Genomic DNA, 24,484 nt, shown 5'->3' with positions numbered 1-24,484 from the left:
GTGCCGTCGTTGTCGAGCGTGCCCGCGGCGAGCGTGGCGTCGCCGCCGTCGGCCTGCAGCGTGCCCTGGTTGCGCAGCTCGCCGCCGCTGGTCAGCGACAACGCCTGGCGTGCTTCCACGCCACCCGCGTTGACGAAGGAAGCGGCCTGCACGCCCACCTTGCCGGCGCCGTAGATGTCGCTGCCGCTGGCGCCGTCGAAGGCGCCGCTCAATTGCGCCGTCCAGTCGCCGCCGAGCGCGTACAGCTTGCCCGCGCTGCTCAGGCTGCCGCCCGCGATCGCCAGCGACTGGCCCGCCTGGATCGTGCCCGCCGTGCCCAGGCTCGGCGCGCTCAGCGTCACCTTGCCGTTGGCCACCAGCGTGCCGGTGCTGCCCAGCGACGTGGATGCGCCGAGGCTGGCGTCGCCGCCCGCGGCGATCCGGCCGCCATTGCCCAGCGTCCCGGCGGAGAGCGCGAGACTGCCCTGGTCCGCCTGCACCGCGCCGCGATTGTCCAGCGCGCCATTGACGGTGGCCTGCACGTTCCGGCCGGCTTCGACGCCACCCGCATTGACGAAGGAAGCGGCCCGCAGGCCCACGTTGCCGGCGGCGTAGACGTCGCTGCCACCGGTTCCGTTGAAGGCGCCGCTCAATTGAGCCGTCCAATCGCCCCCGAGCGCATACAGCTTGCCCGCATTGCTCAGGCTGCCGCCCGCGATCGCCAGCGACTGGCCGGCCTGGATCGTGCCCGCCGTGCCCAGGCTCGGCGCGCTCAGCGTCACCTTGCCGTTGGCCACCAGCGTGCCGGTGCTGCCCAGCGACGTGGACGCGCTCAGGCCAGCATCGCTGCCAGCACTGATCTGGCCATCGTTGCTCAACGTGGCGGCGGAGAACGCGAGACTGCCCTGGTCCGCCTGTACCGCGCCGCGATTGTCCAGCGCGCTGTCGACGGTGGCCTGCACGTTCCGGCCGGCTTCGACACCGCCCGCGTTGACGAAGGAAGCGGCCCGCACGCCCACGTTGCCGGCACCGTAGATGTCGCTGCCGCTGGCGCCGTTGAAGGCGCCGCTCAATTGCGCCGTCCAGTCGCCGCCGAGCGCATACAGCTTGCCCGCGCTGCTCAGGCTGCCGCCCGCGATCGCCAGCGACTGGCCCGCCTGGATCGTGCCCGCCGTGCTCAGGATCGGCGCGCTCAGCGTCACCTTGCCGTTGGCCACCAGCGTGCCGGTGCTGCCCAGCGACGTGGATGCGCCGAGGCTGGCGTCGCCGCCCGCGCCGATCCGGCCGCCGTTGCTCAGCGCGTCGGCGCCGAGCGTCAGGTTCCCCTGGTCGGCGCGCAGCAGGCCGCTGTTGCCGAGCGCGTGATCGGCCTGGATCGCCAGGCTCCGTTCCGCTTCGAACGTGCCCGCGTTGGCGAACGCCGCTGCATGCAGGGCGAGGTCGCCGCTGCCGTACACGTCGCTGCCGGCCTGGCCGGCATAGGCGCCACCGAGCCGCGCCGTCCAGTTGCCGCCCAGCGCGTACAGCCGGCCCGCGTTGACCAGGTCGCCGGCGCTGCCCAGGTCGAGGCGGCCGCCGGCCTGCACCAGGCCCGCCGTGTCCAGGCGCGCGCCGCCGAGGTCCACGTCGCCGCCCGCCACGGCCTGGCCATGGGTGGTCAGCGCGCCGGTGGCGCCGAGGTGCAGATGGGCCCGCGCGCTGACGGTGCCGTCGTTGTCGAGCGTGCCCGCGGCGAGCGTGGCGTCGCCGCCGTCGGCCTGCAGCGTGCCCTGGTTGCGCAGCTCGCCGCCGCTGGTCAGCGACAACGCCTGGCGCGCTTCCACGCCACCCGCGTTGACGAAGGAAGCGGCCTGCACGCCCACCTTGCCGGCGCCGTAGATGTCGCTGCCGCTGGCGCCGTTGAAGGCGCCGCTCAATTGCGCCGTCCAGTCGCCGCCGAGCGCGTACAGCTTGCCCGCGCTGCTCAGGCTGCCGCCCGCGATCGCCAGCGACTGGCCCGCCTGGATCGTGCCCGCCGTGCTCAGGCTCGGCGCGCTCAGCGTCACCTTGCCGTTGGCCACCAGCGTGCCGGTGCTGCCCAGCGACGTGGATGCGCCGAGGCTGGCGTCGCCGCCCGCGGCGATCCGGCCGCCATTGCCCAGCGTGGCGGCCGAAAGCACAAGCCCGCCCTGGTCGGCCTGCAGTACGCCGGCATTGGTCGCCGCGCCTTGCAGCGTGAGCCCCATGCCCTGCACCGACTCCAGCCGGCCCGCGTTGTCCAGCGCGCCGGCGTGCACGGCGACGGGTCCGTTCGCGAGCATGCCGGCGCCGGCCGCGTTGGCGAGCGTGCCCGCGGCCTGCAGCGTGAGGGCGCCGCCCTGCGACTGCACTTGCCCCCGATTGACGAGGGCGCCGCCCGCCGTCAGCGTCATCGCGCCGTCGCTGTAGAGCGTGCCGCCGACGTTCAGGTCGCCGCCGCTGTCCAGGCGCAACGCGCCGCCGGCCGCCAGCGTGCCGGCGCTGGCGACCGACTGCGCCGCCTCGACGGCGACGTTGCCGGTGGCGCCGGTCTTGCCGCCCAGCACGACCTGGCCCGCGCTGGTCAGGGTGAGGTCGCCGTCCTGCGCGGCGACCTGGCCCTGGCTGTTGACGCCCAGACCCGCCTCGGTGCCGACCAGGCGGATCGCGCCGGCGTACATGCCGCCCAGCGCCGACACGTCCAGCGCCAGCGCCGGCGCGGCGCCCGTGCCGGCGAGCTTCTGCGTGGCCAGCGTGGCGTAGTCCACGCGATTGGCCCCGGTCACCACGTTGAGGCGGTTGGCCCAGAGGCCGGCGTTCACCGCGACGGCGCGCGCGATCAGGTCCACGCGGTCGATGCCGCTGCCGTCCAGGCCCTGGCCGCCGATGGTGAGGGTGCCGCCGGTGACGCGCAGCGCGCTCAGCGTGCCGTCCGCGCCCAGCACCGGCGTGCCGGTGGCGAGCACGCCGCGGGTGGCGTTGATGAAGCCGCAGCCGTTGCAGTCGATGCCGTTCGGGTTGGCCACCACCACGTCGGCGGCGCGGCCCGCCACCTCGAGCACGCCCTGCAGCCGGCTGGGCGCGGTGGAAGTGACCTCGTTGAGGATCAGCCGCGCCGCCGCGCCGCTGGAAAGGTCGGGGTTGCCGTAGACGTAGCCGGCCAGCTGCGTGCTGCTGATCGCGCCGCTGTTGTTGAGGATCAGGCCCTGCGCGCCGACGTCGAACTGCCGGTAGCGGTTGTGCGAGAGACCGGCGGCGTTGGGCGCGGCGATGTTCACCACCGGCACGCCGTTGGGCGCCTGCTGCGTCGTCGTGGCGGTGCTGCCGTCCGGGCGCACCGCCGCGCTCTGCGCATGGGCGGCGGGCCAGCCCAGGGCGAGGCCGAGCGCGGCGCACAGCGCCTTGCGGCGCAGCGGTCGCATGGGAAGGGGACGGTGGCGGAAATCCTTCATGGCATCGACTCCTTGACGGCAGTACCCGGACGCATCCGGGCTCGCACGGGGCGGCGGGGCGCGCCGCCTAGAACACGTAGATCCACTGCATGCCCGCCGCGGGGCGGGCGGTACGCAAGCCGGCGGGGGCGTGCAGCGCCCAGCCGGCGAAGAGGTCCCAGGAGAGCCCCCAGCGGCCGCCGCGCACGCCGAGCACGGCGCCGCTGACGGCGTGGCCGGACAGGCCCGGCGTGGGCACGCCGCCGGCGCGGCCGACGTCGACGCCGCCGTACAGCGCCACGCCGCTGCCGCCCGGCAGCCAGCTCAGGGTGTTGCGCCAGTACCCGCCATGCGGCCCGCCCAGGGTCTGCTCGCCGTCGAAGCCGCGCACGGTGTAGCGGCCGGCGACGGTGAGGTAGTCCTCCGCGTAGACCTGGTCGCCGGTGGCCTGCGCGCGCAGTTCGGAGGCCCACAGCCAGCGCTGGCCGGCGGCCTGGAACGGCAGGCCGAGGCTGGCGTCGAGCGTGGCGATGCTGGCGCGGAAGGTGGGGCCGCCGTCGTGGCCGGCCGCCCAGTCGCCGCCGAACCAGGGCACGTTGCGGCGCCAGGCCAGGCGCAGGTCGAGCTGGGCGTCGCCGAGGTAGCGGCGCTGGACCAGCGCCAGCTCCAGCGCGCGCGTCCGGCGCCGCTGCACGGCGATCTCCTCGCCGTCGACGTAGCTGTGCGCCTGCCGTCCGCTCAGGGTGAGCTGCAGCGAGGTCTTGCTGCGCTGGTCGCGGTGCAGCAGCCGCGTGGCGCTGGCCGCGTTGGTGCGCGAGCGGCCGGTGAAGCTGAAGGTCTGCATGGCGCCGGTGACCGGCTGGCGGTAGCCGTAGCCGTTGCTGGAAAGCTCGAAGGTCCACCAGCCCCGGGGCAGGCTGTAGTCGAGGTCGCCGCCGTGGGTGCCGCGCACGCCGTGGTCGTCGCCCACCGAATGGGTGACGCCGGCCACGAGGATGTCGTTGACGCCCAGCGGCTGGTCCAGCGCCAGGTTGATGCCGCCCTGCTCGCGGCCGGTGGCGCGGATGCCGCCGTCGTCCAGCTCGAAGGTGTAGCGCCACGGCCGCGCGCGAACGACCGTCAGCACCAGGTCGGAGGTACCGGGCGCGGCGCCGGGCGCGATGTCGATCTTCACGTCCTGCGAGGGCACGCGCTTGAACTGCTCCAGGCCCTGCTCGATGGCGCGCAGGTCGAGCAGGTCGCCCGGCCGCAGCGGCAGGGCGCTGCGCCAGTCCGCCGTGGCCGAGCCCGGCGCGAAGCGCACGGCGCCGAGCGTGCCGGGCGCCAGCAGCAGGCGCAGCCGTCCCTGCGCGAGGTTCTGCTCGGGAACCGCCAGCCGCGTGGTCACGTAGCCGCGCGCCAGCACCAGGTCGGACGCGCGGCGGACCAGCAGCGCCAGTCCCTGCTGGCCGACGCACTGCCCCCGGTAGCGGTCGAGGTAGCGCTGCAGGAAGCCGAACGCCTCGCGGCGCCCGCCTTCCAGGACGATGCTGTCGAGGCGGAAGCACGGCGTCTCCCGCGGCAGGCCGGTCTGCCGGTAGTCGCTGGACGGCGCGGGCTGCAGCCGCACGTCCGGCGACTCGCGCAGCCTGGCGCGCTGCTCGGCGTCGCGCTGCTCGCGCTCGCGCTGCTCCTGTTGTCCCGCGATGGATTGCGCCCGCGCCGGCGCGAGGCAGAACGGCAGCGCCAGCGCCAGCAGTCCGCACGACAGCGCCCGCGGCCACCGGCCCAGTCGTCGCGCTGCAACGTCGTCCATGAACTTTCCCCTGTATTGCCGATCCGCCGCGATGCACGGACTCTGCCCACGGCGGCCTGATCAAAATTACTAGAACGCAATGGCGGCTCAACTCCCTACCGCCCCGGCGCGCCGTGGGATTTTTCCGACACGGCGTCCGGCATCAAGCGACGCGCCCTTGCTCAGTTCGCCGGCTCCACCCGCGCGCTGGCGTTGTAGCCCGCCGCCTTCGGCAGCCAGCCGCCGAGCAGGCCCGGCCCGACGGTGACGGCGGGCGCGTCGAGCGGCCTGCCGGTGGCCAGCGCGCTGTCGTCGGCCACGCGCCAGCGCTGGCCGTTCGCCAGCGCGAGCACGTCGCCCGGCCGTCAGCCGGCGAAGCGGCCGGCGATGCGGCTCTCCACCACGGCGCGTTCCGGCGCGGCCTGGCGGAACGCGGCCTCGCCCATGCGCTGGCGCAGCGGCTCGGCCTGCTGCGCGTGCGCCGGTGCGGCCAGCACCGCCAGGACGAAGGCGGAAAGAACGCGGTGCCTCATGGGGCGCGATCCCTGATGGAAAGCCGCGCATTGTCCCGCGCCTGCGCCCCTTCAGGCCAGGTGCGGCGCGCTGTCACTAGAATGGCGTCCTACGAGGATTCCCGCGCGCATGGTGCAAGCTCCCGCCCCCGCAACGCCCAGCCTGGAACCGTGGCGCGCCCGCGCCGCGGCGCTGCCGGCCGCGCTGGCGGAGGCGCTCGAGGCCTGCGCGCGGCGCCCGGCGGTGGACCAGGCCGAGTGCGCCGACGTGCTGGACCTGCTGGCGATGCTCGGCTGCGACGCGCAGACCCAGGCCGCGGCGCTGTGGTTCGCGCTGGCGCAGGCCGACCCCGCGCTGTGGGAGGCGCGCGCGCCGGCGTTGCCGGAGGAGCTGCGCCGGCTGGTGGACGGCCAGCGCGCGGCCGAGAAGGTGTGGGCGCTGCACGCGCAGCGCACCCAGGGCGGCGGCTCGGAAGGGCTGCGCCGGCTGCTGCTGGCGATCATCCGCGACCTGCGCGTGGTGTTCGTGCTGCTGGCGCGCCAGCTGGCTAAGATGCGCGCGGCGGCCGCGCTGCCGGAGGCGGAGCGGCGCGAGCTGGCCAGCCTCACCCGCGACATCCACGCGCCGCTGGCCAACCGCCTGGGCATCTGGCAGCTGAAATGGGAGCTGGAGGACCTGGCCTTCCGCTACCTGCAGCCGGACACCTACCGGCGCATCGCCAACCTGCTCGACGAGCGCCGCGCCGACCGCGAGGCCTTCATCCGCGAGACGCTGGACGAGCTCGGCCGCGCGCTGCGGGCCGCGGGCATACGCGCCGAGCTGGCCGGGCGGCCCAAGCACATCTATTCCATCTGGAAGAAGATGCAGCGCAAGGCGCTGGAGTTCTCCGACCTGTACGACATCCGCGCGGTGCGCGTGCTGGTGGACGGCGTGGCCGACTGCTACGCGGCGCTCGGCGTGGTGCACTCGCTGTGGCCGCACCTGCCCGGCGAGTTCGACGACTACATCGCGCGGCCCAAGGGCAACGGCTACCGCTCGCTGCACACCGCGGTGGTCGGCCCGCACGGCAAGACGCTGGAGGTGCAGATCCGCACCCACGCCATGCACCGCGACAACGAGCTGGGCGTGGCCGCGCACTGGCGCTACAAGGAAGGCGGCAGCGCCGACGCCGAGTTCGAGGCCAAGATCGCCTGGATGCGCAAGCTGCTGGAGCCGCGCGGCGACGAGGGCGAGCTGGCCGCCGAGCTGCAGACCGAGCTGCTGGAGGACCGCGTCTACCTGCTCACCCCCAAGGGCGAGGTGGTGGACCTGCCGCACGGCGCCAGCGTGCTCGACTTCGCCTACCACGTGCACACCGAGGTGGGCCACCGCTGCCGCGGCGCCAGGGTCAACGGGCGCATCGTGCCGCTGAGCTTCCAGCCGCGCAGCGGCGACCGCGTGGAGATCATCACCGCCAAGAACGCCGAGCCCAGCCGCGACTGGCTCTCGCCGCACCACGGCTACCTCCACACCTCGCGCGCGAGGGAGAAGGTGCGCGTGTGGTTCCGCAAGCTGGCGCACGACGCCAACCTCGCCGCCGGGCGCGCGATCCTGGAGCGCGAGCTCAGGCGCCTGGCGCTGCCCGCGCCGGACCTGGCCGCGCTGCCCGCGCACTTCCACCTCAAGACCCACGACGAGCTGCTGGTGGCGCTGGCGCTGGGCGAGGTGACGCCCGGCCACGTGGCGCGCGCGCTGCTGGAGGCCGAGGCGCCGGCGGCGGAACCGGCGCCGCCCGCGCTGGCCCCGCGCCGCAGCGAGAAGCCCGACCCCAGCGCGCTGCGCATCGAGGGCGTGGGCAACCTGCTCACCGTGCTGGCGCGCTGCTGCCAGCCGCTGCCGGGCGACGCGGTGCGCGGCTACGTCACCAAGGGCCGCGGCGTCTCGGTGCACCGCGCCGACTGCGCCAGCCTGGCGCGCCTGGCGCGGCGCGACCCGGACCGCGTGATCCAGGTCGAATGGGGCAGCGGCGCGCCGCAGTCCTACGAGGTGGACGTGGAGCTGACCGCCTACGACCGCAAGGACCTGCAGAAGGACGTCACCGGCGTGATCAGCAACGTCGGCACGCACATCGTCGCGCTGAACAGCCGCGTGTCGCCGCGCAGCGGCGTGGTGGAGATGCGCTTCACCCTGCGCGTGCGCGACTTCGAGCAGCTCTCCGGCCTGCTGGCGAAGCTGGCGGCGCTGCCCAACGTCACCGACGCGCGCCGCGTCAGCGCCAGCTGAACGCCCCATTCCGCGCCGCGGGCGGCGCGGAGCGGCGGTGCTAAGCTGCCACGGCCTCCATTTTCCCCATGCACATGAGCGGACGCCGAGACCACCACGCAGACCCGTCCGAGCGGATCGAACCGCGCCTGGGCGACCTCGACCACCTGGACGACGACCCGCCGGCCGCACCGCCGCGCGACGAGCTGCCGAGCATCCGCGTGGAGCCGGAGCGCCGCCGCGCCGCGCCGGAGCGGCCGCCGCGCCGCACGCCGCGCTGGCCGTGGGCGCTGCTGGTGGTCGCCGCGGCGCTGCTGGCGCTGTGGCTCAACCAGGACCGCCTGCGCGGGCTGGTGCCGCGCACCGGGCTCAACGACCAGCTCGCCCGCGCCGAGCAGGCGCTGCAGCAGGGCCGGCTCGACGGCCCCGACGGCGCGCGCGCGCTGTTCGAGTCCGCCGGCGAGCAGGAGCCGGACAACGACCGCGCCCGCGACGGCCTGCGCCAGGTCGGCATGGCCGAGCTCGCCCGCGCCGACGCCGCCTACCGCGCCGGCCGGCTGGACGAGGCCTCACAACTGCTCGGCGCCGCGCGCGAACTGCTCGGCGGCGGCAGCGACGTGGACCGGCTCGACCAGCTGATCGCCAAGGCGCGCAACGGCGCCAGCCAGACCGAGGCGCTGATCGCGCAGGCGCAGCAGGCGTTCGACGCCGGCCGGCTGGACGGCCCCGACGGCGCCGGCGCGCTGTACCGCCGCGCGCTCGACGGCGACCCCGGCAACGCGGTGGCCGCGCACGGCCTGGACAAGGTCGGCGCGGCCCTCGCCGCCAAGGCGCGCGCCGCACTGGCCGCCAACGACGACGCCGGCGCCGCCGCCAGCATCGACCAGCTCGCCGCGCTGCTGCCCAGCTACGGCGAGCTGCCCGCGCTGCGCGCCGCGCAGGCGCAGGACCGCAAGCAGGACGACAGCGCGCTGGCCAAGGCCCTGCAGAGCGGCCAGGACGCGCTGCGCGCCGGCCGCATCGACGGCGACGGCGACGACACCGCGCTGGCCTGGTTCAGGCGCGCGCTGCAGCTCGATCCCGACAACGCGCAGGCGCACGCGGGCCTGGGCCAGGTGGCGCAGGCGCTGGTCGTGCAGGCCAACGCCGCGCTGGACGCGGGCGACCGCGCGCAGGCGCGGCGCCTGCTCGACCGCGCGGGCGAACTGGCGCCCAAGTCCGCCGACCTCGCCGCCGCGCGCGCGCGGCTGGGCGAGCCGGCCGCCGCGCCGGCCGCGGCGGACTCCGCCGCCGGCACGCTGCAGCCGCCGCTCGGCCCGCAGCAGCAGGCGCAGCTCGCCGAGCTGCTCAGGCGCGCGCAGCAGGCCACCGCGCGCGGCGAGATCATGCTGCCGCCGGGCGACAGCGCCTACGACCTCTACCGCAACGCGCTGGCCATCGACGGCAACAACGAGGACGCGCGCCGCGGCCTGCAGAACCTGCCGAACGTGGTGACCGCGCAGTTCGACCAGGCGCTCTCCAGCGGCAACCTGGCCCATGCCGGCGAGCTGCTGGCCGACCTGGCCGACCTGTCGCCCGGCGACGCCGGCCAGCAGGAGCTGGGCCGCCGGCTGGGCGACGCCTGGCTCGACCAGGCCGAGCAGCAGCTCGCCCGCGGCGACCGCGCCGGCGCCGCGCAGTCGCTGCAGCAGGCGCGCAAGGTCGCGCCCGCGCTGGCCCGCCTGCAGGAGCTCGACGGGCGCCTGCGGGCGATGCATTGAAGGCGCCGCGATGGCGGCGTCGCCTGCGGGCGTGGCGGGAACCGCCGCGGGAATGGCTTCCGCGGCGGGGCTCTGCATGGGAGCCGTCGGCTCTGTGCCGGCAGAGTGCATCGCGGCCTCCGGCCGCGATCCCGCCACTCCAGGCCACCACGCAACGACGAGGAACCGATGACCGTACTGGTGTTCGGCGCCAGCAGCCAGATCGGCCACTTCCTGCTGCCGCGGCTGCGCGCGCAAGGCATCAAGGTGCTGGCCCTCAGCCGCCGCCCGCGCGCGGCATCCGGCGGCGTGCGCTGGCTGGAGGGCGCATTGCCCGACCGCGTGCCGGCGCTGCCGCCGGTGGAGGCCATCGTCAGCTTCGGCCCGCTGCTGCCGTTCGCGCGCTGGCTGGCCGGGGCGAGGCCGGCGCATGCGCCGCGCGTGGTCGCCACCAGCTCGATGAGCGCGGAGAGCAAGATCGGCTCCGACGTGCCCGCCGAGCGCGCGGTCGCGCGCGAGCTGCGCGAGGGCGAGGCCGCGCTGGCGCGCGCCTGCGCGGAACTGGGCAGCGCCTGGACCGTGCTGCGGCCCACGCTGGTCTACGGCGCGGGCCTCGACAAGAGCCTGACCCCCATCGCGCGGCGCGCGCTGCGCACGCGGCTGTTCCCGCTGCCGGCGGGACGCGGCCTGCGCCAGCCGGTGCACGCCGACGACATCGCGCAGGCGGTGCTGGCCGCGCTGCAGCGCCCCGCCGCGGCCGGCCGCGTGCTCGCCATCGGCGGCGGCGAGCGCCTGCGCGCGGCGGAGATGTTCGCGCGCGTGCGTCGCAGCCTGCCGGCGGCGACCGTGCCGTTGCCGCTGCCGGCCTGGCTGCTGCGCGCGGGCGCGCGGGCCGCGCCGCGCCTGCGCGGCCCGCTGCAACGCCTGGAAACCGACCTGGTGGCCGACAACGCCGAGCTGGAACGCCTGCTCGGCGTGCATCCAAGGCCGTTCGCGCCCACCGCCGGCTGCTGGCGCCCGCCGGCCTGAATTGCCCGCCGATCGGCCGCCCGCGGCCCGCGCCGCGCCACATCCGGCGGACCGGCATTCAGATGCCTGCCGGGTGGCAGGCCCTATCATCCGGACGACTTTGCCCCGGATACCCCGCCCTTGGCCTTCCTGACCCGCCTCCGCTCGCTCGCCCGCACCGCCTGGCCGTGGGTGCGCATCCCGTTCTGGATCGGCCTGGGCCTGTTCTTCGGTTTCGTGCTGCCGTACACGCTGGTGCTCAACAAGCGCGTGCAGGACCGCTTCAACGACCTGGTGTTCGCGGTGCCCACGCGCGTGTACGCGCGCCCGCTGCTGCTGGCGCCGGGCGTGCCGATGACGCCGGCCGCGCTGGAGCTGGAGCTGACCTTCGCCGGCTACGGCAACGACGGCCGCGGCCAGGTGCCCGGCAGCTGGGCGAAGGAAGGCGCGCGCTACACCATCGCCTCGCGCGGCTACGCCGGGCCGGACGGCGGCGAGCTGCCCAGGCGCATCCGCGTGACGCTGGGCAAGGGCCAGGTGGTGGCGGTGGCCGACGCGGCCAGCGGCAAGCCGGTCGCCGCGACCCACCTCGACCCCGCGCGCATCGCCACCGTGTACGGCGCGCAGCAGGAGGAGCGGCGCATCGTGCGCCTGGCCGACGTGCCGCCGCTGCTGGTGGCCGGCCTGCAGGCGGTGGAGGACCGCGACTTCAAGCACCACATCGGCCTCGACTTCAGCGCGATCCTGCGCGCCGCCTTCGCCAACCTGCGCGCCGGCCACACCGTGCAGGGCGGCTCCACGCTGACCCAGCAGCTGGTGCGCAACCTGTTCCTGGACCGCAACCAGAACTTCACCCGCAAGTTCAACGAGGCGCTGCTGTCGCTGCTGATCGAGGCGCACTACCCGAAGGACCGCATCCTGGAGGCCTACGTCAACGAGGTGTTCCTCGGCCAGCAGGGCGACCAGGCGGTGCACGGCTTCGCCGCCGGCGCGGAGTTCTACTTCGGCCGCCGGCTGGAGGACCTGCGCCCGCAGGAGATCGCCATGCTGATCGGCATGGTCAAGGGCCCCAGCTACTACGACCCGCGCCGCTTCCCGCAGCGCGCGCTGGCGCGGCGCAACCTGGTGCTGCAGCAGTTCGTGCAGACCGGCCTGCTCGACGCCGGCCAGGCCAACGCCGCCGAGGCCGCGCCGCTGGGCATCGCGCCCAGCGCGCAGCTGCCGCACAACCGCTTCCCCGCCTTCATGCAGCTGGTGCGCGCGCAGATCACCAGCGACTTCGACGACGACACGCTGCGCGCCGGCAACCTGTCGATCTTCACCACGCTGGACCCGGCCGCGCAGCTCTACGCCGAGCAGGCCATCGCCGAGGCGATGAAGGGCCAGGGCAAGCGCGGCGACGCGCTGCAGGCCGCCGGCGTGGTCACCGACGCGCAGACCGGCAGCGTGCTCGCCGTGGTCGGCAGCAAGACGCCGGGCGACCAGGGCTTCAACCGCGCGCTGGACGCGCGCCGGCCGATCGGCTCCACCATCAAGCCGTTCGTCTACCTGGTGGCGCTGACCCAGCCGCAGCGCTGGAACCTGGCCACGCCGCTGGACGACAGCCCGGTCTCGATGCGCCAGCCCGACGGCACGCCGTGGACGCCGCAGAACGACGACCACCAGAGCCACGGCATGGTGCCGCTGGTGGACGCGCTGGCGCACTCGTGGAACCTCGCCACCATCCACCTGGGCCTGGACATCGGCCTGCCGCGCATCCAGGCCTTCCTGCAGTCGTTCGGCCTCGACAACGTCGGCGCCGGCCCCTCGCTGCTGCTCGGCGCGGTGGACCTCTCGCCGCTGCAGGTGAGCCAGCTCTACCAGTACCTCGCCAGCGGCGGCCACGCGCTGCCGCCGCTGGCGGTGCGCGGCGTGGTCGACGGCAGCGGCCGGACCATCAAGCGCTACGAGGTGCAGACCGGCAAGGGCGAGTACCAGCAGGCGGTGGCGCTCACCACCTGGGCGATGCAGCAGGTGATGCGCTACGGCACCGGCGCGTCGGTGGGCAACTCGGGCCTGTCCTGGCTCAACGCCGCCGGCAAGACCGGCACCAGCGACAGCCAGCGCGACAGCTGGTTCGCCGGCTTCACCGCCGACCGCCTGGCGGTGTTCTGGATGGGCCGCGACGACAACAAGGTGACCAGCCTGTGGGGCAACTCCGGCGCGCTGCGCGCCTGGGCCGCGCTGTTCCGCAAGCTGCCCACGCGCCCGCTGCCGGCCGTGCCGGACGGCCTGGAGATGGCCTGGGTCGACCCGTCCGACGGCAAGCGCACGCAGCCCGAGTGCGAGGGCGCGCGGCAGATCCCGGTGGTCCCCGGCTCGCTGCCGGCGGACGCCGAGGGCTGCTTCTGGCAGCAGGTCGGCAACTTCTTCAGCGGCGGCGCCGCGCCGGCGCCGGCCGCCAGCATCGACGCCGCCACCCACTCCACCGGATACTGACCTCCATGCAACGCCGCACCCTCCCCCGCCTGTCGCCGTTCGCCCTGGCGCTGCTGGCCGCCGCCTGCAGCACCCCGCCGCCCGCGCCGGTGCGGCCGCCGCGGCCGAGCTACGACCTGGTCGCCGCGATCCGCGCCGCCGGCGCGCGCGAGCAGTCGGTGATCGACGTCAACCCGCTGCGCGACCCCGGCGTGGCGTCGCTGCAGGACGCCGCGCAGGCCGACGAGCGCGCCGGCCGCTACGCCGACGCCGCGGCCAAGCTCGACCAGGCGCTCAGGCTCGGTCCCGACTCGCCCGAGCTGCTGCAGGACCGCGCCGAGCTCGCCGTGCGGCTGAAGGACTACGCCGCCGCCGAGAAGCTCGCCCACCGCTCGTGGGAGCTCGGCCCGCGCCTGGGCCCGCTGTGCGCGCGCAACTGGCAGACCATCGTGGAGATGCGCCTGCAGGCCGACGACGAGGCCGGCGCCGCCACCGCGCGCAAGTGGGTGCAGCAGTGCCACGTGGCGGGCGTGCCGCGCTACTAGCGCCGGCCCGGATGCCGCGGCGGAGCGGCGCGCCTCGGCCCCTTTCAAGAGCTTCCGGGAAAGCGCTGCCAAGGAAGGCCAGCGGGATAAGGCGCGAGCGGGGGTGGAAGCGGCGGCGGTTCTTCCCTCGCTTCCCGTTGCTTCTCCGGCCAGGCAAGCCGCGCTCGACCATCTGGCGCTGGAGCCTCTGGCCTTGGCGGGCCCGGCGCTAAGGCCGCTGGGCGGCCTGGCGTCGGCTGATCGCGGCCGGAGGCCGCTCCCCCAGGAGCCTCGCAAGCCCGATGCCCGAATCCTCGCCAGCCCCGCCACGTCGTGACGTCGCTGACCGGCGTCCCCTCTTTCGCTCTTCCCCGTCCACGCGCGAAGGCTCCCGGCACGGGGCACGGGGCACGGGCGATCGGGCAGGTTCTCAGCGCCCCGACAGCAGCGCCACCAGCCCCGCGCGGCGCTTCTCGCTGAGGTCGCGCATCGCCGCGACCACCGCCTTCTCCTGCGCCGAAAGCGCGTCGTAGGAAGCGGCGCCGTCCGCCACGCGGCGGCCCGGCCTGCCGGCGGCCGACGCGACGCCGCGGCCCAGCGCCAGCCAGTCCAGGCTGCAGCCCAGTTCCTCCGCGATCTCGATCAGCCGCGTCAGCTCCGGCAGGGCGCGGCCGGCGAACCACAGCCGCGCCGTCTCGCGGGCCACGCCGAAGCGCGTCGCCACGGCGGTGACGCGCTGGCGGCCGCCGGGTACGCCGGCCTCGTCGCAGGCGCGACGCAGGCGGTCGGCAAAATCGGCGTAGGACGGGGAGGACGTCATCTCGAAGCAGGGGACCCGCGCGAAAAGCGCGCGCCATTCTTGCAAGCGCGTCGGCCCGAGTTGACAAATTGCAATTGCAATGCAAATTTGCACTTGCATTTGCCGTTCGCGGTTCTCGGGGCATGTCGTGCGCAGGGGCGATATGGGCAGGGCGTATCGCTGTGCGCGGGCCAGCCGGGCGTCGCCGGCACGCCGGCTCCAGCGCCGCATGCGGGGCCGCGAACGGCAGGTGCGCCCGCCGCCGCGCGGACCGCGCGACCTTCCGCCCGCGCGGCGGCCCCGCTGGGCGATACTTGCGCGATGACCGATCCCGACGACATCGCCGCCCTGCTCGGCGCCGACGGCCCGTTCGCCCGCGAGCTGCCGAACTTCGCCCCGCGCGCGGCGCAGCAGGCGATGGCGCGGGCGGTGGCGCAGGCCATCGCGCAGCGCGAGACGCTGGTGGCGGAGGCCGGCACCGGCACCGGCAAGACCTACGCCTACCTGGTGCCGGCGCTGCTCTCCGGCGAGCGGGTGATCGTCTCCACCGGCACCAAGGCGCTGCAGGACCAGCTCTACTTCCGCGACCTGCCGCGCGTGCGCTCGGTGCTGGGCGCGCGCGTCAAGACCGCGCTGCTCAAGGGCCGCGCCAACTACCTGTGCCTGTACCGGCTCGACCAGACCGTGCGCGAGGGCGCCACGTTCGACCGCGCGCAGGCCGCGCAGCTGGCCGCGATCCGCGCCTGGTCGGCGCGCACGCGGCGCGGCGACCGCATGGAGCTGGCCGAGGTGCCGGAGGAATCGCCGCTGTGGCCGCGCGTCACCTCCACGCCGGAGAACTGCCTGGGCGCGGAGTGCCCGTTCTACGACGACTGCCACGTGGTCGCCGCGCGCCGCGAGGCGCAGGAGGCGGACCTGGTGGTGGTCAACCACCACCTGCTGTTCGCCGACCTCGCGCTCAAGCAGGAGGGCTTCGGCGAGATCCTGCCCGGCGCGGCGGCCTTCGTCCTCGACGAGGCGCACCAGGTGCCGGAGCTGGCCGGCCAGTTCTTCTCGCAGAGCGTGAGCGCGCGCCAGCTCGCGGAGCTCGCGCAGGACGCGCTGGCCGAGTGCCACGGCGTCACCGGCGCCATCGGCACGCTGCTCGAACCCGTCGAGGCGGTGCAGGACGCGGTGCGCCGGCTGCGCCTCGCGCTCGACCCGCTGCCCGCGCGCGGGCCGTTCCGCGAGCTGGCGCGGCAGGCCGGCGCGGGCGGCGCGCTGCACGACCTGCGCGAGGCGCTGGCCGCGCTCGCCGACGCGCTTGCCGCGCAGGCCGAGCGCTCGCGCGGGCTGGCCAGCGCGCACGAGCGCGCGACGGCGCTCTCGCTGCGCCTGGACCGCATCGCCGAGGAGGACGCGCCGCAGGACGTGCGCTGGTACGAGCTGTTCCCGCGCGGCTTCGCGCTGCACGCCACGCCGCTCGACCTCGCCGCGCCGCTGCGCGCGATGCGCGAGCGCACCCGGGCGGCGTGGGTGCACACCTCGGCCACGCTGTCGGTGGCCGGCAGCTTCGGGCACTTCGCGCGCCAGCTCGGCCTGGAGGACCCGCTCACGCTCGGCCTGGACAGCCCGTTCGACTACGCGAGGCAGGCGCTGTGCTACCTGCCGCCGGAGCTGCCCGACCCGGCCGCGCGCGACTACACCGAGCGCGTGCTCGACGCCGTGCTGCCGGTGCTGGAGGCCTCCGACGGCCGCGCCTTCCTGCTGTTCACCTCGCACCGCGCGCTGCGCCGCGCCGCCGAGCTGCTGCGCGAGCGCGCGCCGTGGCCGCTGTTCGTGCAGGGCGAGGCGCCGCGGCACCGGCTGCTGGAGGACTTCCGCGCCAGCGGCCGCGGCGTGCTGCTCGGCGCGGCCAGCTTCTGGGAGGGCGTGGACGTGGCCGGCGAGGCGCTGAGCGTGGTGGTGATCGACAAGCTGCCGTTCGCCGCGCCCGACGACCCGGTGCTGCAGGCGCGGCTGGACGCGCTGGAAGCGGCCGGCGTCAACCCCTTCATGGGCTGGCAGGTGCCCAGCGCGGCGATCGCGCTGAAGCAGGGCGCCGGCCGGCTGATCCGCGACGTGCACGACCGCGGCGTGCTGGTGCTGTGCGACCCGCGTCTCGGCACCAAGGGCTACGGCCGGCTGTTCCTCGCCAGCCTGCCGCCGATGCCGCGCACGCGCGCGCTGGACGAGGTGCGCGCGTTCTTCCGCCCCGTGCCGGCCGCGGCCACCGTGGGGGGCTGAAAGGCGCGCGGAACGGGCAACGCCGGGCCGTTCCGGCGCAGGCGCTGCTGTGGGGCCCTCGCCTCGCCGTCCGGCGCGGGCCCGCCGCCATCCGCAACGGTCCGTGCAGTGCGGCGAGAAAGCCGGGACCAGGTTGCCTGGCGCGCCGAACGGCGGCCACGCGACGCATGCAGCCTGGCCAGAGCCCCCGCCATCCCGGCGCAGGCCGGACTCCAGCAGCGACATGGCCTGACCGGAGGACGCCTGGTCCCTGCGCAGGCCCTCCGCGCCGTGCGCACACCCCCCGCAACGGCTACGCTGTCCGCGCCCCGCGTGCCGCCGGCGCCATGCTGTCCGCGCCCCGCGTGCCGCCGGCGCCATGCCGGCGCCTGGCGGTTTTCCGGGGTCCACCGAGGGAGGGGGCGAAAATGGCCAAAGTCACCGGACTGGGCGGCGTTTTCTTCAAGGCGCGCGATCCCACCGCGCTGGCCGCATGGTATGCGCGGCACCTGGGCATGGAGGTCGAGCCATGGGGCGGCACGCGCTTCGCCGACGATGCCGCGCGGCCGGGCTATGCGGTCTGGGCGCCGTTCCCGGCGGACACCGGCTACTTCGGCGCGGGCGGCCAGCCCTACATGATCAACCTGCGCGTGGACGACCTCGCGGCGCTGCTCGCCCGGTTGCGCGCCGACGGCGTGGCGGTGGACGAGCGCGTGGAGGAAAGCGAGTACGGCCGCTTCGGCTGGATCACCGACCCGGAAGGCACGCGCGTCGAGCTGTGGCAGCCGCCGGCCTGACCGCGCCGGCCGCGATGGCGCGGCGCCCGGCCCGCGGGCGGCGCCTCAGCCGGCCATCGCGCGCAGGCGCCCGGCCGTTTCCGCGTCCGCCGGCACGAAGGCTTCCAGCGCGAGCTCGGCCAGGGTGATGTCGACCGGGCTGCCGAACACCGTGGTGGTGCTGAGCAGCGACAGCAGCGCGCCCTCCGCCTCGATCAGCAGGGGCACCGCGATGGCCGGTCCCGGCGGCGCGGCGTCCTCCGCCGCGGCGGGCGCGGGCAGCGCCTGCAGCTCGCGCAGCAGGGCGATCAGCGCGGGGTCGTGGCAGGCGTCGATCTGCTGGCGCAGGCGGTGCAGCAGGTGGCCGCGCCATTGCGCGAGGTTGCGGATGCGCGGCGCGAGGCCGGCCGGATGCAGCGCCACCCGCAGCACGTTCACCGGCGGCCGCAGCAGCTCCGCCGCCACGCCGGCCAGCAGGCGCTGCACGGCGCGGTTGCCGGCGACCAGGCTCCAGTAGCGGTCGACGGCGAGCGCGGGCGCGGGCTCCATGCCGGCGAGCAGCCGCTCGATGGTCGCGCGCGCGCCGGCCAGCGCCGGGTCGTCCAGCGCGCGCGCCTTGAACGCCGGCGCGTAGCCGGCCGCGACCAGCAGCGCGTTGCGCTCGCGCAGCGGGACGTCCAGGTATTCGGCCAGGTGCAGGATCAGCTCGCGGCTCGGTCGCGCGCGGCCCGACTCGACGAAGCTCAGGTGCCGCGTGGAGATCTCCGCGCCGGTGGCGAGGTCGAGCTGGCTGAGGCGGCGGTGCCGCCGCCATTCGCGCAGCAGGTCGCCGACCGGGCGGGCGGCGTCGGAAGCGAGGGCGTTCATGCCGCGATGATGCCAGCGGTCGCCGCCGCCGTGGCGGACGCGGACGCGGGTTCCGCGCGGCGGCTCATGCGGCGATGCCCCGGGGCCCGCGCGCGGCCGCGTCGCCGCCTCGCGCATCGCCGATGAAGGCGCGCACGTCGTCCACGAAGCGCTCGAAGTGGGTCAGGTACAGGCCGTGCGGCGCGCCGGCGTATTCGAGGTAGCGGCTGCCGGGCACCAGCGCCGCCACGGCGCGGCCCTGCTGCACCGGCTCGCTCGCGTCGCGGTCGCCGTGCACCACCAGCAGCGGCACGTCGATCGCGCGCAGCTCGGCGCGCTGGTCCGCGCGCTTGGCGCGGAAGCAGTCCCGCAGCGCCAGCGCCGACACGTCCTGGAAATGGCCGATGGTCTGGCGTATCTGCGCGGGGGTGACGCCGGTCGTCGCCGGCAGGAAGAAGCCGTCGGCGTTGTCCTCCAGCCACTGCCGCAGATCGCGCGCGATGGCGGCGAGCACGGCCCCGGTGGCGGCCTCGTCCATGCTGGCCGGGTCGCGGCTGCCGTCGAGGTAGCTCGGCGCCACCGCGCCCGCGAACACCAGCCGCGCCACCCGCGCGCTGCCGTGCCGCGCGAGGTAGCGCACGCACTCGCCGGTGCCCATCGAGTGGGCGACCAGCACGGCGTCGCGCAGGTCCAGGTGGTCGAGCAGCTCGGCGAGGTCGTCGGCCAGGCGGTCGAGGCTGTCGTAACCGTGGCCGGGATCGTCGGAGCGGCCGTGGCCGCGCCGGTCCGGCGCGATGCAGCGGTAGCCCAGCGCGTTGAAGTGCAGCATGTGGCGCGACCAGGTGCGCGAGTCCAGGCCCCAGGAACTGACGAAGACGATCGGCCGGCCCCGGCCCCAGTCGCGGTAGAACAGCCCGGTGCCGTCGGTGGCGGCGAAGTGGCTCATGCGGGTCTCCTCCGGATGCGGGCCCCGCCCGCGCGGCGGGCGGGGCGTGGATGTTTCAGGCGGCGGCCGGCAGCCGGTCGAGGAAGCCGTGCACGCGGCGGACGCGCCCGTCCTCCAGCTCGGCCACGTCGAAGCCGATCGCCAGCGGCTCGGCCACGCCCGGCGCCACCAGGTGCCAGCGGAAGCGCGCCAGGTGGTGGTGCGCGTCCACCTCGCCGGCGAGGCGGAAGGCGTGGCCGGGGAACATCGCCTGCACCGCGGCGATGGTGGCGTCGATCGCCTCCCAGCCCCGGGCCTCGACCATCGGGTCGGTGTAGGCGGCGTGCTCGGCGTAGACGTCCTCGATCAGCGCGCGGCGGCGCAGCGGGTCGGTCTCGTTCCAGCTCTGCAGGTAGCGCTCGACGAGCGTGCGGATGGCGGTCATGGCGGTTCTCCTCGCGGTGGATGCGGGCACAGCTTGCGGGCGCGGCGCGGGCAAGGCGATTACCTGGGAGGTAATGGCCTCCGCCCCGCGCTGGCCGTGCATCCGCCCCGCCTTGCCCGCGCGCGGCCCGCCCGCCGCCCGGCGCCGCGGCTGTCATGGCCCGGCCGCCGATGCGAGAATGCGCCGATGAACCTGCTGGCCATCGAGACTTCCACCGAAGCCTGTTCCGTCGCGCTGGTGCACGGCGAGGAGATCGTCGCGCGCGGCGAGCTGGCGCCGCGCCGCCACGCCGAGCTGGTGCTGCCGATGGCCGACGCGCTGCTGGCCGAGGCCGGCGTGGGCCGCCACGCGCTCGACGCCATCGCGGTGGGCCGCGGCCCCGGCGCCTTCACCGGCGTGCGGCTGGGCGTGTCGCTGGCGCAGGGCATGGCGCTGGCGCTGGACGTGCCGGTGGTGCCGGTCTCCTCGCTCGCCGCGCTGGCGCTGGAGGCGCCGCAGGAGGAGGACGCGGCGATCCTCGCGGCGATCGACGCGCGCATGGGCGAGATCTACGCGGCCAGCTACCGTCCCGACGGCGCCGGCGGCCTGCTGGCGCTGGACCGGGAGCGCGTGACCACCGCCGAGGCCCTGGAACTGCCCGTGGCGGCGCACTGGCAGGTGGTCGGCACCGGCTGGGCCACCTACGGCGAGGCGCTGCGCGGCCGCCTCACCGGCGCGCTGCGCACGGCCGGCGGCGCGCACTACCCGCAGGCCCGCCACGTCGCCGTGCTGGCCGTGCGCGAGTTCCGCGCCGGCCGCGCGCAGGCGCCGGAGCACGCGCTGCCGGTCTACCTGCGCGACAAGGTGGCGCTGACGCTGGCGGAGCAGGGGAAAGCCTAGCGCGCCGGCGCGCGCACGCCCGAGGGCCTGTGCGAAACCTTCCGGGGAAGAGCGCCGGGAAGGCCAGCGGGATGGCGTGTGGGCGGGTGTGCAGGCGCGCTCGTCGTGCTTCCATCGCCTTGCGTGCTTTCCCGGCCAGGCAAGGCCGTGCTTGACCCCGGCGCCGGGCACGACCTCGACGACCTGGCATCGGGGCCGTTGGCGGTCTTGCGTCAGGTCGATCGCCCGGACCCTCGCCCACGCCCGCCATGCCGCAACGCCGCGGCCCGGCGCCCACTCCTTCGCGCTTCCCGGCCTACAGCCGCCCGATCGCCAGCTGCACCAGCAGGCTGCTCACCGCCACCGCCGCCCACACGCCCAGCCCCAGCAGGATCGGCCGCGGGCCGGTCGCGGCCATCTTGCGCAGGTTGGCCGACAGGCCGATCGCGGTGAGCGCGACGACGATCAGGAACTCGGCGGCCGCATGCAGCGCGGGCTGCACCGCGACCGGCACCAGGCCGGCGGTGCGCACGCCCGAGGCGACCAGGAACCACAGGATGAACCACGGGAAGATGCGCCCGAGGCCGAAGCCGGCCGCGCCCTTGCTCTTCTCGCGCGCGGCCACGCCGAAGGCCAGCACCACGCACACCGGGATGATCAGCGTGGCGCGGGTGAGCTTGACGATGGTGGCGTAGTCGCCCGCCGCCTTGCCGTAGCTGTAGCCGGCGGCCACCACCGAGGAGGTGTCGTTGATCGCGGTGCCGGCCCACAGCCCGAAGCCGAGGTCGGACAGGTGCAGCAGGTGGCCCAGCAGCGGGAACAGCAGCACCGCCACCAGGTTGAACAGGAAGATGGTGGAGATGGCGAACGCGGTGTCGTGCTCGTCGGGCCTGATGATCGGCGTCACCGCGGCGATCGCCGAGCCGCCGCAGATCGCCGTGCCCACGCCGATCAGCACCTTGAGCTTGTCGTGCACGCCGAGCAGCCGGCCCAGCGCGCGCGCGGCGAGGAAGGCCATGCTCATCGTCACCAGCGTCACCGACAGCGACTCCAGGCCGGTCCTCGCCACCTGGTCCAGGCTGAGGCCGAAGCCCAGCGCGACGATCGACCACTGCAGCACCTGCTTGCCGGCGAACTGGATGCCCGGCGTGAAGCGCGCGTCCGGCGACAGCGCGTTGCGCACCAGGATGCCGAGCACGATGCCGACCACCGGCCCGCCGACCAGCGGGAAGCGCCGCCCCAGCGCCAGCGCGACGGCGGCGAGGGCGAGCGACAGCAGCAGCCCGGGCAGGCGCTGCGGGAAGGTGGGTGCGGCGACGGCGTTCATCGGACGGGGCCTGGCAGAGGTGGCGCCATTCTCCGCCCGCCCCTCGATCAGCAAAACTTTGAATATCTGATCGGTGCTATAAGATCGGCTGATGCTCAACATCAGCCCGCGCCAGCTCGACGTGTTCGTGCAGACCGCCCTGCTCGGCAGCGTGCGCGCGGCCGCCGAGCGCGTGCACCTCACCCAGCCCGCCGCCAGCATGGCGCTGGCCGAGCTGGAGCGGCAGCTCGGCGCGCCGCTGTTCGACCGCGCGCGCGGGCGCCTGCGCCTCAACGCGCGCGGGCGCGAGCTGCTGCCGCGCGCGCAGGAGCTGCTGGAGCGCCACGCCGAGTTCGGCCGCCTCGGCACGGCCCGGGCCGAGGCGCTCGGCGGCGAGCTGCGCCTGGGCGCCAGCAACACCGTGGGCAACTACCGCGTGGGCGAGCTGCTCGGCGGTTTCGTGCGCGCGCACCCGCACGTCTCGGTGCGCCTGCGCGTGGCCAACACCGCCGAGATCGCCGCCGCCATGCTCGACCACGCGCTGGAGCTGGGCTGCGTGGAAGGCCCGGTGGCGCACCCGGCGCTGGAGGTGCGCCCCTGGCGCGACGACGCGCTGGTGGTGTGCGCGCCGCCCGACCACCCGCTGGTGCGCCGGCGCGGCCTGAAGCCCGCGGATTTCGCCGGCGCGCGCTGGGTGCTGCGCGAGCCCGGCTCGGCCACGCGCAGCCTGAGCGAGCGCGCGCTGTCCGGCCTGCCGCCGGGCGAGACGGTGCTGGAGCTGGACCAGGCCGAGGCGATCAAGCAGGCGGTGATCGCCGGCCTCGGCATCGCCTGCCTGCCCGCGGTGGCGGTGACCGACGCGGCGGCCGCCGGCCGGCTGAAGGTGCTGAGGACGCCGTTCCTCGACCTGCGCCGCAGGCTCTCGCTGCTGCTGCACCGTGGCAAGTACCGCGGCGCGGTGCTGGAGGCGTTCCTGCGCACGCTGTAGGCCAGACCGCTCTGGACCACCGGTGCCTGGGCACGGCCTCGACGGGTGCGGCACCGAGGCCGATGGCGGTCTCGCGGGAGGCCGCTCCCGCAACACTTGCAAGGCCCCTGCGGGAGCGGCCTCCGGCCGCGATCCCCCGCCATGCCGCGCCGGCACGCGCCGCCCACCCCCTGCCGGCCGGCTCCGGCGACGGCCGGCGGGAATAAAACGCCGGCCCGAACGATCTGGAGGTTCGTTCCCCACGACCAGGACCGCCGCCATGACCGCCTCCGACCACGGGCCCGACCGCAACGCCGGCCACGCGCCCGCCCCCGACCCCGCGCACGATGCCGGACGGCGCAGGGCGCTGGGCTGCCTCGCCGCCTGGACCGGCGCCGCGGTGCTGTGGAACATCGCCGGCGGCGTGCCGCGCGCGCTCGGCATGGCCTCCGGCGGCGCGGCCGCCGCGGCGCCGCCGGGCACGCTCAGCTTCGTGCAGATCAGCGACACCCACATCGGCTTCGGCAAGGCCGCCAACCCCGACGTGGTCGGCAGCCTGCGCCGCGCCATCGCGGACATCAACGCGCTGCCGCAGCGCCCCGCCTTCGTGGTGCACACCGGCGACATCAGCCACCTCTCGCGCGCCGACCAGTTCGGCCAGGCGCGCGAGCTGTTCCAGGAGATCCGCACCGACCGCCTGCACACCGTGCCGGGCGAGCACGACGCGATCGACGACGGCGTGGCCGGCTACCTGCGCGCGTTCGGCGCCGACGGCCGGGGCCGCTCCTGGTACAGCTTCGACCAGGGCGGCGCGCACTTCATCGGCCTCAACAACGTGCAGAACTTCAAGGCCGGCACGATGGCCGCGCTGGGCGACGAGCAGCTGGCCTGGCTGAAGGCGGACCTGGCCGGCGTCGCGCACTCCACGCCCGTGGTGGTGCTGGCGCACATCCCGCTGTGGACGATCTGGGCGCCCTGGGGCTGGGGCACCAGCGACGCCGACGCCGCGCTCGCGCTGCTGCGCCCGTTCGGCTCGGTGACGGTGCTCAACGGCCACATCCACCAGGTGATGCAGAAGGTGGAAGGCCACGTGGCGCTGCACACCGCCATGTCGCTGGCCTACCCGCTGCCGACGCCGGGACAGGCCGGCATCGGCGAGCCGGGGCCGGTGACCGTGCCGCCCGGCCAGCTCGGCAGGCTGCTCGGCACCCGCCGCGTCTCGCTGGTCCGCGGCAGGGGGCTGCTCGCCCTGATCGACACCCCGCTCGACCGCTGACGCCCCTTCCACTTCCCGAGGCCAACCCATGAAACCCGACAAGAAGACCGGCCTGGCCCTGACGCTGCTCGCCGCACTGGCCGCCCCGCTTCCCGCACCGGCGGCCGCCCCGGCGCAGGTCACCGTCTCCATCGCCGGCTTCGCCTACGGCCCCGCCGGGCTCACGGTGCGACCCGGCACCGAGGTGACCTGGATCAACCACGACCAGGTGCCGCACACCGTGACCAGCAGGACCGGCAAGCCGCTCGCTTCGCCGGCGCTGGACACCGACGACCGCTATTCGCACACCTTCACCCAGGCGGGCGATTTCGAGTACTACTGCACCGTGCATCCGTTCATGAGCGGAGTGGTCCATGTGCGCCAGTAGCGTCCCCGCCCC

20 protein-coding genes are annotated in these 24,484 nt (G+C 75.3%); 11 read left to right on the top strand and 9 right to left on the bottom strand.

The annotated features are described in order from the left end of the window. The 4 genes from C7456_RS17245 to C7456_RS17235 form a co-directional block, all read right to left on the bottom strand. Window positions 1-3,398, bottom strand: a 3,398-nt coding sequence (locus tag C7456_RS17245; protein WP_170120227.1) for a two-partner secretion domain-containing protein, incomplete at its 3' end; no start/stop codon positions are given. A 97-nt stretch (window positions 3,399-3,495) separates the two neighbouring features. Then, window positions 3,496-5,202, bottom strand: coding sequence for a ShlB/FhaC/HecB family hemolysin secretion/activation protein (locus tag C7456_RS13810; RefSeq protein WP_109724404.1), 1,707 nt, complete (start codon window positions 5,200-5,202; stop codon window positions 3,496-3,498). A 161-nt stretch (window positions 5,203-5,363) separates the two neighbouring features. Beyond that, window positions 5,364-5,534: a hypothetical protein gene (locus C7456_RS17240; protein WP_170120226.1), complete on the bottom strand. Its 171-nt coding sequence runs from the start codon at window positions 5,532-5,534 to the stop codon at window positions 5,364-5,366. Between the two features lie 12 nt (window positions 5,535-5,546). After that, the gene (locus C7456_RS17235) at window positions 5,547-5,714 is read right to left on the bottom strand and encodes a hypothetical protein (protein ID WP_170120225.1); all 168 of its coding nucleotides are present in this window, start codon (window positions 5,712-5,714) and stop codon (window positions 5,547-5,549) included. Window positions 5,715-5,823: 109 nt separating this feature from the next. Between C7456_RS17235 and C7456_RS13805 the strand changes: the two genes are divergently transcribed. The 5 genes from C7456_RS13805 (at window position 5,824) to C7456_RS13785 (ending at window position 13,684) form a co-directional block, all read left to right on the top strand. Then, window positions 5,824-7,956 (top strand): RelA/SpoT family protein, encoded by a 2,133-nt coding sequence (locus tag C7456_RS13805; RefSeq protein WP_109724403.1) that lies wholly within the window; start codon window positions 5,824-5,826, stop codon window positions 7,954-7,956. A 74-nt stretch (window positions 7,957-8,030) separates the two neighbouring features. Then, window positions 8,031-9,695 carry a tetratricopeptide repeat protein gene (locus tag C7456_RS13800; protein ID WP_109724402.1) on the top strand — a complete coding sequence of 555 codons (1,665 nt, stop codon included), beginning with the start codon at window positions 8,031-8,033 and terminating at the stop codon, window positions 9,693-9,695. 168 nt (window positions 9,696-9,863) lie between these two features. After that, window positions 9,864-10,703 carry an SDR family oxidoreductase gene (locus tag C7456_RS13795; RefSeq protein ID WP_109724401.1) on the top strand — a complete coding sequence of 280 codons (840 nt, stop codon included), beginning with the start codon at window positions 9,864-9,866 and terminating at the stop codon, window positions 10,701-10,703. A 120-nt stretch (window positions 10,704-10,823) separates the two neighbouring features. Next, window positions 10,824-13,160 carry a penicillin-binding protein 1B gene (gene mrcB, locus C7456_RS13790; protein ID WP_109724400.1) on the top strand — a complete coding sequence of 779 codons (2,337 nt, stop codon included), beginning with the start codon at window positions 10,824-10,826 and terminating at the stop codon, window positions 13,158-13,160. Window positions 13,161-13,165: 5 nt separating this feature from the next. Further along, window positions 13,166-13,684: a tetratricopeptide repeat protein gene (locus C7456_RS13785; protein WP_109724399.1), complete on the top strand. Its 519-nt coding sequence runs from the start codon at window positions 13,166-13,168 to the stop codon at window positions 13,682-13,684. Window positions 13,685-14,093: 409 nt separating this feature from the next. Here C7456_RS13785 and C7456_RS13780 read toward each other — a convergent pair whose 3' ends face one another. Beyond that, window positions 14,094-14,483 (bottom strand): helix-turn-helix domain-containing protein, encoded by a 390-nt coding sequence (locus C7456_RS13780; RefSeq protein WP_109724398.1) that lies wholly within the window; start codon window positions 14,481-14,483, stop codon window positions 14,094-14,096. Window positions 14,484-14,783: 300 nt separating this feature from the next. Here C7456_RS13780 and yoaA point away from each other — a divergent pair, with 300 nt between their 5' ends. Together yoaA and C7456_RS13770 are read left to right on the top strand one after the other, a co-directional pair. Next, a complete protein-coding gene (gene yoaA / locus C7456_RS13775; protein ID WP_109724397.1) occupies window positions 14,784-16,727 on the top strand; it encodes a DNA repair helicase YoaA in 1,944 nt (647 codons plus the stop codon). Window positions 16,728-17,134: 407 nt separating this feature from the next. Next, window positions 17,135-17,503 (top strand): VOC family protein, encoded by a 369-nt coding sequence (locus C7456_RS13770; protein WP_109724396.1) that lies wholly within the window; start codon window positions 17,135-17,137, stop codon window positions 17,501-17,503. A gap of 45 nt (window positions 17,504-17,548) precedes the next feature. On the opposite strand, the gene C7456_RS13765 is transcribed toward C7456_RS13770, so the two are convergent. The 3 genes from C7456_RS13765 to C7456_RS13755 form a co-directional block, all read right to left on the bottom strand. Then, window positions 17,549-18,349 carry a helix-turn-helix domain-containing protein gene (locus C7456_RS13765; RefSeq protein WP_109724409.1) on the bottom strand — a complete coding sequence of 267 codons (801 nt, stop codon included), beginning with the start codon at window positions 18,347-18,349 and terminating at the stop codon, window positions 17,549-17,551. A 64-nt stretch (window positions 18,350-18,413) separates the two neighbouring features. Further along, a complete protein-coding gene (locus tag C7456_RS13760) occupies window positions 18,414-19,274 on the bottom strand; it encodes an alpha/beta fold hydrolase (RefSeq protein WP_109724395.1) in 861 nt (286 codons plus the stop codon). A gap of 55 nt (window positions 19,275-19,329) precedes the next feature. Continuing rightward, a complete protein-coding gene (locus C7456_RS13755; protein ID WP_109724394.1) occupies window positions 19,330-19,698 on the bottom strand; it encodes a nuclear transport factor 2 family protein in 369 nt (122 codons plus the stop codon). Window positions 19,699-19,884: 186 nt separating this feature from the next. Between C7456_RS13755 and tsaB the strand changes: the two genes are divergently transcribed. Next, complete coding sequence (gene tsaB, locus C7456_RS13750) at window positions 19,885-20,577, top strand: tRNA (adenosine(37)-N6)-threonylcarbamoyltransferase complex dimerization subunit type 1 TsaB (protein ID WP_109724393.1); 693 nt, start codon at window positions 19,885-19,887, stop codon at window positions 20,575-20,577. A 295-nt stretch (window positions 20,578-20,872) separates the two neighbouring features. Here the strand turns inward: tsaB and C7456_RS13745 are convergent, their stop codons facing one another. Continuing rightward, the gene (locus C7456_RS13745; RefSeq protein ID WP_109724392.1) at window positions 20,873-21,883 is read right to left on the bottom strand and encodes a YeiH family protein; all 1,011 of its coding nucleotides are present in this window, start codon (window positions 21,881-21,883) and stop codon (window positions 20,873-20,875) included. A gap of 91 nt (window positions 21,884-21,974) precedes the next feature. Between C7456_RS13745 and C7456_RS13740 the strand changes: the two genes are divergently transcribed. The 3 genes from C7456_RS13740 to C7456_RS13730 all read left to right on the top strand — a co-directional run bounded on the left by C7456_RS13740 (window position 21,975) and on the right by C7456_RS13730 (window position 24,472). Further along, a complete protein-coding gene (locus C7456_RS13740) occupies window positions 21,975-22,850 on the top strand; it encodes a LysR substrate-binding domain-containing protein (RefSeq protein WP_109724391.1) in 876 nt (291 codons plus the stop codon). A gap of 259 nt (window positions 22,851-23,109) precedes the next feature. Further along, window positions 23,110-24,105 carry a metallophosphoesterase family protein gene (locus tag C7456_RS13735; protein ID WP_109724390.1) on the top strand — a complete coding sequence of 332 codons (996 nt, stop codon included), beginning with the start codon at window positions 23,110-23,112 and terminating at the stop codon, window positions 24,103-24,105. Between the two features lie 28 nt (window positions 24,106-24,133). Beyond that, window positions 24,134-24,472 (top strand): cupredoxin domain-containing protein, encoded by a 339-nt coding sequence (locus C7456_RS13730; RefSeq protein ID WP_109724389.1) that lies wholly within the window; start codon window positions 24,134-24,136, stop codon window positions 24,470-24,472. Window positions 24,473-24,484 lie beyond the last annotated feature (12 nt).

Source organism: Fulvimonas soli, assembly GCF_003148905.1.
Classification (GTDB): domain Bacteria; phylum Pseudomonadota; class Gammaproteobacteria; order Xanthomonadales; family Rhodanobacteraceae; genus Fulvimonas; species Fulvimonas soli.
This window is presented reverse-complemented; position numbering and strand designations above follow the sequence as displayed.

Bases quoted from the DNA above. Each gene is read 5' to 3' on its own strand.
- yoaA (WP_109724397.1), top strand. From the start codon at position 14,784: ATGACCGATCCCGACGACATCGCCGCCCTGCTCGGCGCCGACGGCCCG.
- C7456_RS13800 (WP_109724402.1), top strand. From the start codon at position 8,031: ATGAGCGGACGCCGAGACCACCACGCAGACCCGTCCGAGCGGATCGAA.
- C7456_RS13735 (WP_109724390.1), top strand. From the start codon at position 23,110: ATGACCGCCTCCGACCACGGGCCCGACCGCAACGCCGGCCACGCGCCC.
- C7456_RS13760 (WP_109724395.1), bottom strand. From the start codon at position 19,274: ATGAGCCACTTCGCCGCCACCGACGGCACCGGGCTGTTCTACCGCGAC.
- C7456_RS13780 (WP_109724398.1), bottom strand. From the start codon at position 14,483: ATGACGTCCTCCCCGTCCTACGCCGATTTTGCCGACCGCCTGCGTCGC.
- C7456_RS13755 (WP_109724394.1), bottom strand. From the start codon at position 19,698: ATGACCGCCATCCGCACGCTCGTCGAGCGCTACCTGCAGAGCTGGAAC.
- C7456_RS13795 (WP_109724401.1), top strand. From the start codon at position 9,864: ATGACCGTACTGGTGTTCGGCGCCAGCAGCCAGATCGGCCACTTCCTG.
- C7456_RS13745 (WP_109724392.1), bottom strand. From the start codon at position 21,883: ATGAACGCCGTCGCCGCACCCACCTTCCCGCAGCGCCTGCCCGGGCTG.
- C7456_RS13730 (WP_109724389.1), top strand. From the start codon at position 24,134: ATGAAACCCGACAAGAAGACCGGCCTGGCCCTGACGCTGCTCGCCGCA.
- C7456_RS13810 (WP_109724404.1), bottom strand. From the start codon at position 5,202: ATGGACGACGTTGCAGCGCGACGACTGGGCCGGTGGCCGCGGGCGCTG.
- C7456_RS13785 (WP_109724399.1), top strand. From the start codon at position 13,166: ATGCAACGCCGCACCCTCCCCCGCCTGTCGCCGTTCGCCCTGGCGCTG.
- C7456_RS13740 (WP_109724391.1), top strand. From the start codon at position 21,975: ATGCTCAACATCAGCCCGCGCCAGCTCGACGTGTTCGTGCAGACCGCC.
- C7456_RS13765 (WP_109724409.1), bottom strand. From the start codon at position 18,349: ATGAACGCCCTCGCTTCCGACGCCGCCCGCCCGGTCGGCGACCTGCTG.
- C7456_RS17235 (WP_170120225.1), bottom strand. From the start codon at position 5,714: ATGAGGCACCGCGTTCTTTCCGCCTTCGTCCTGGCGGTGCTGGCCGCA.
- C7456_RS13770 (WP_109724396.1), top strand. From the start codon at position 17,135: ATGGCCAAAGTCACCGGACTGGGCGGCGTTTTCTTCAAGGCGCGCGAT.
- tsaB (WP_109724393.1), top strand. From the start codon at position 19,885: ATGAACCTGCTGGCCATCGAGACTTCCACCGAAGCCTGTTCCGTCGCG.
- C7456_RS13805 (WP_109724403.1), top strand. From the start codon at position 5,824: ATGGTGCAAGCTCCCGCCCCCGCAACGCCCAGCCTGGAACCGTGGCGC.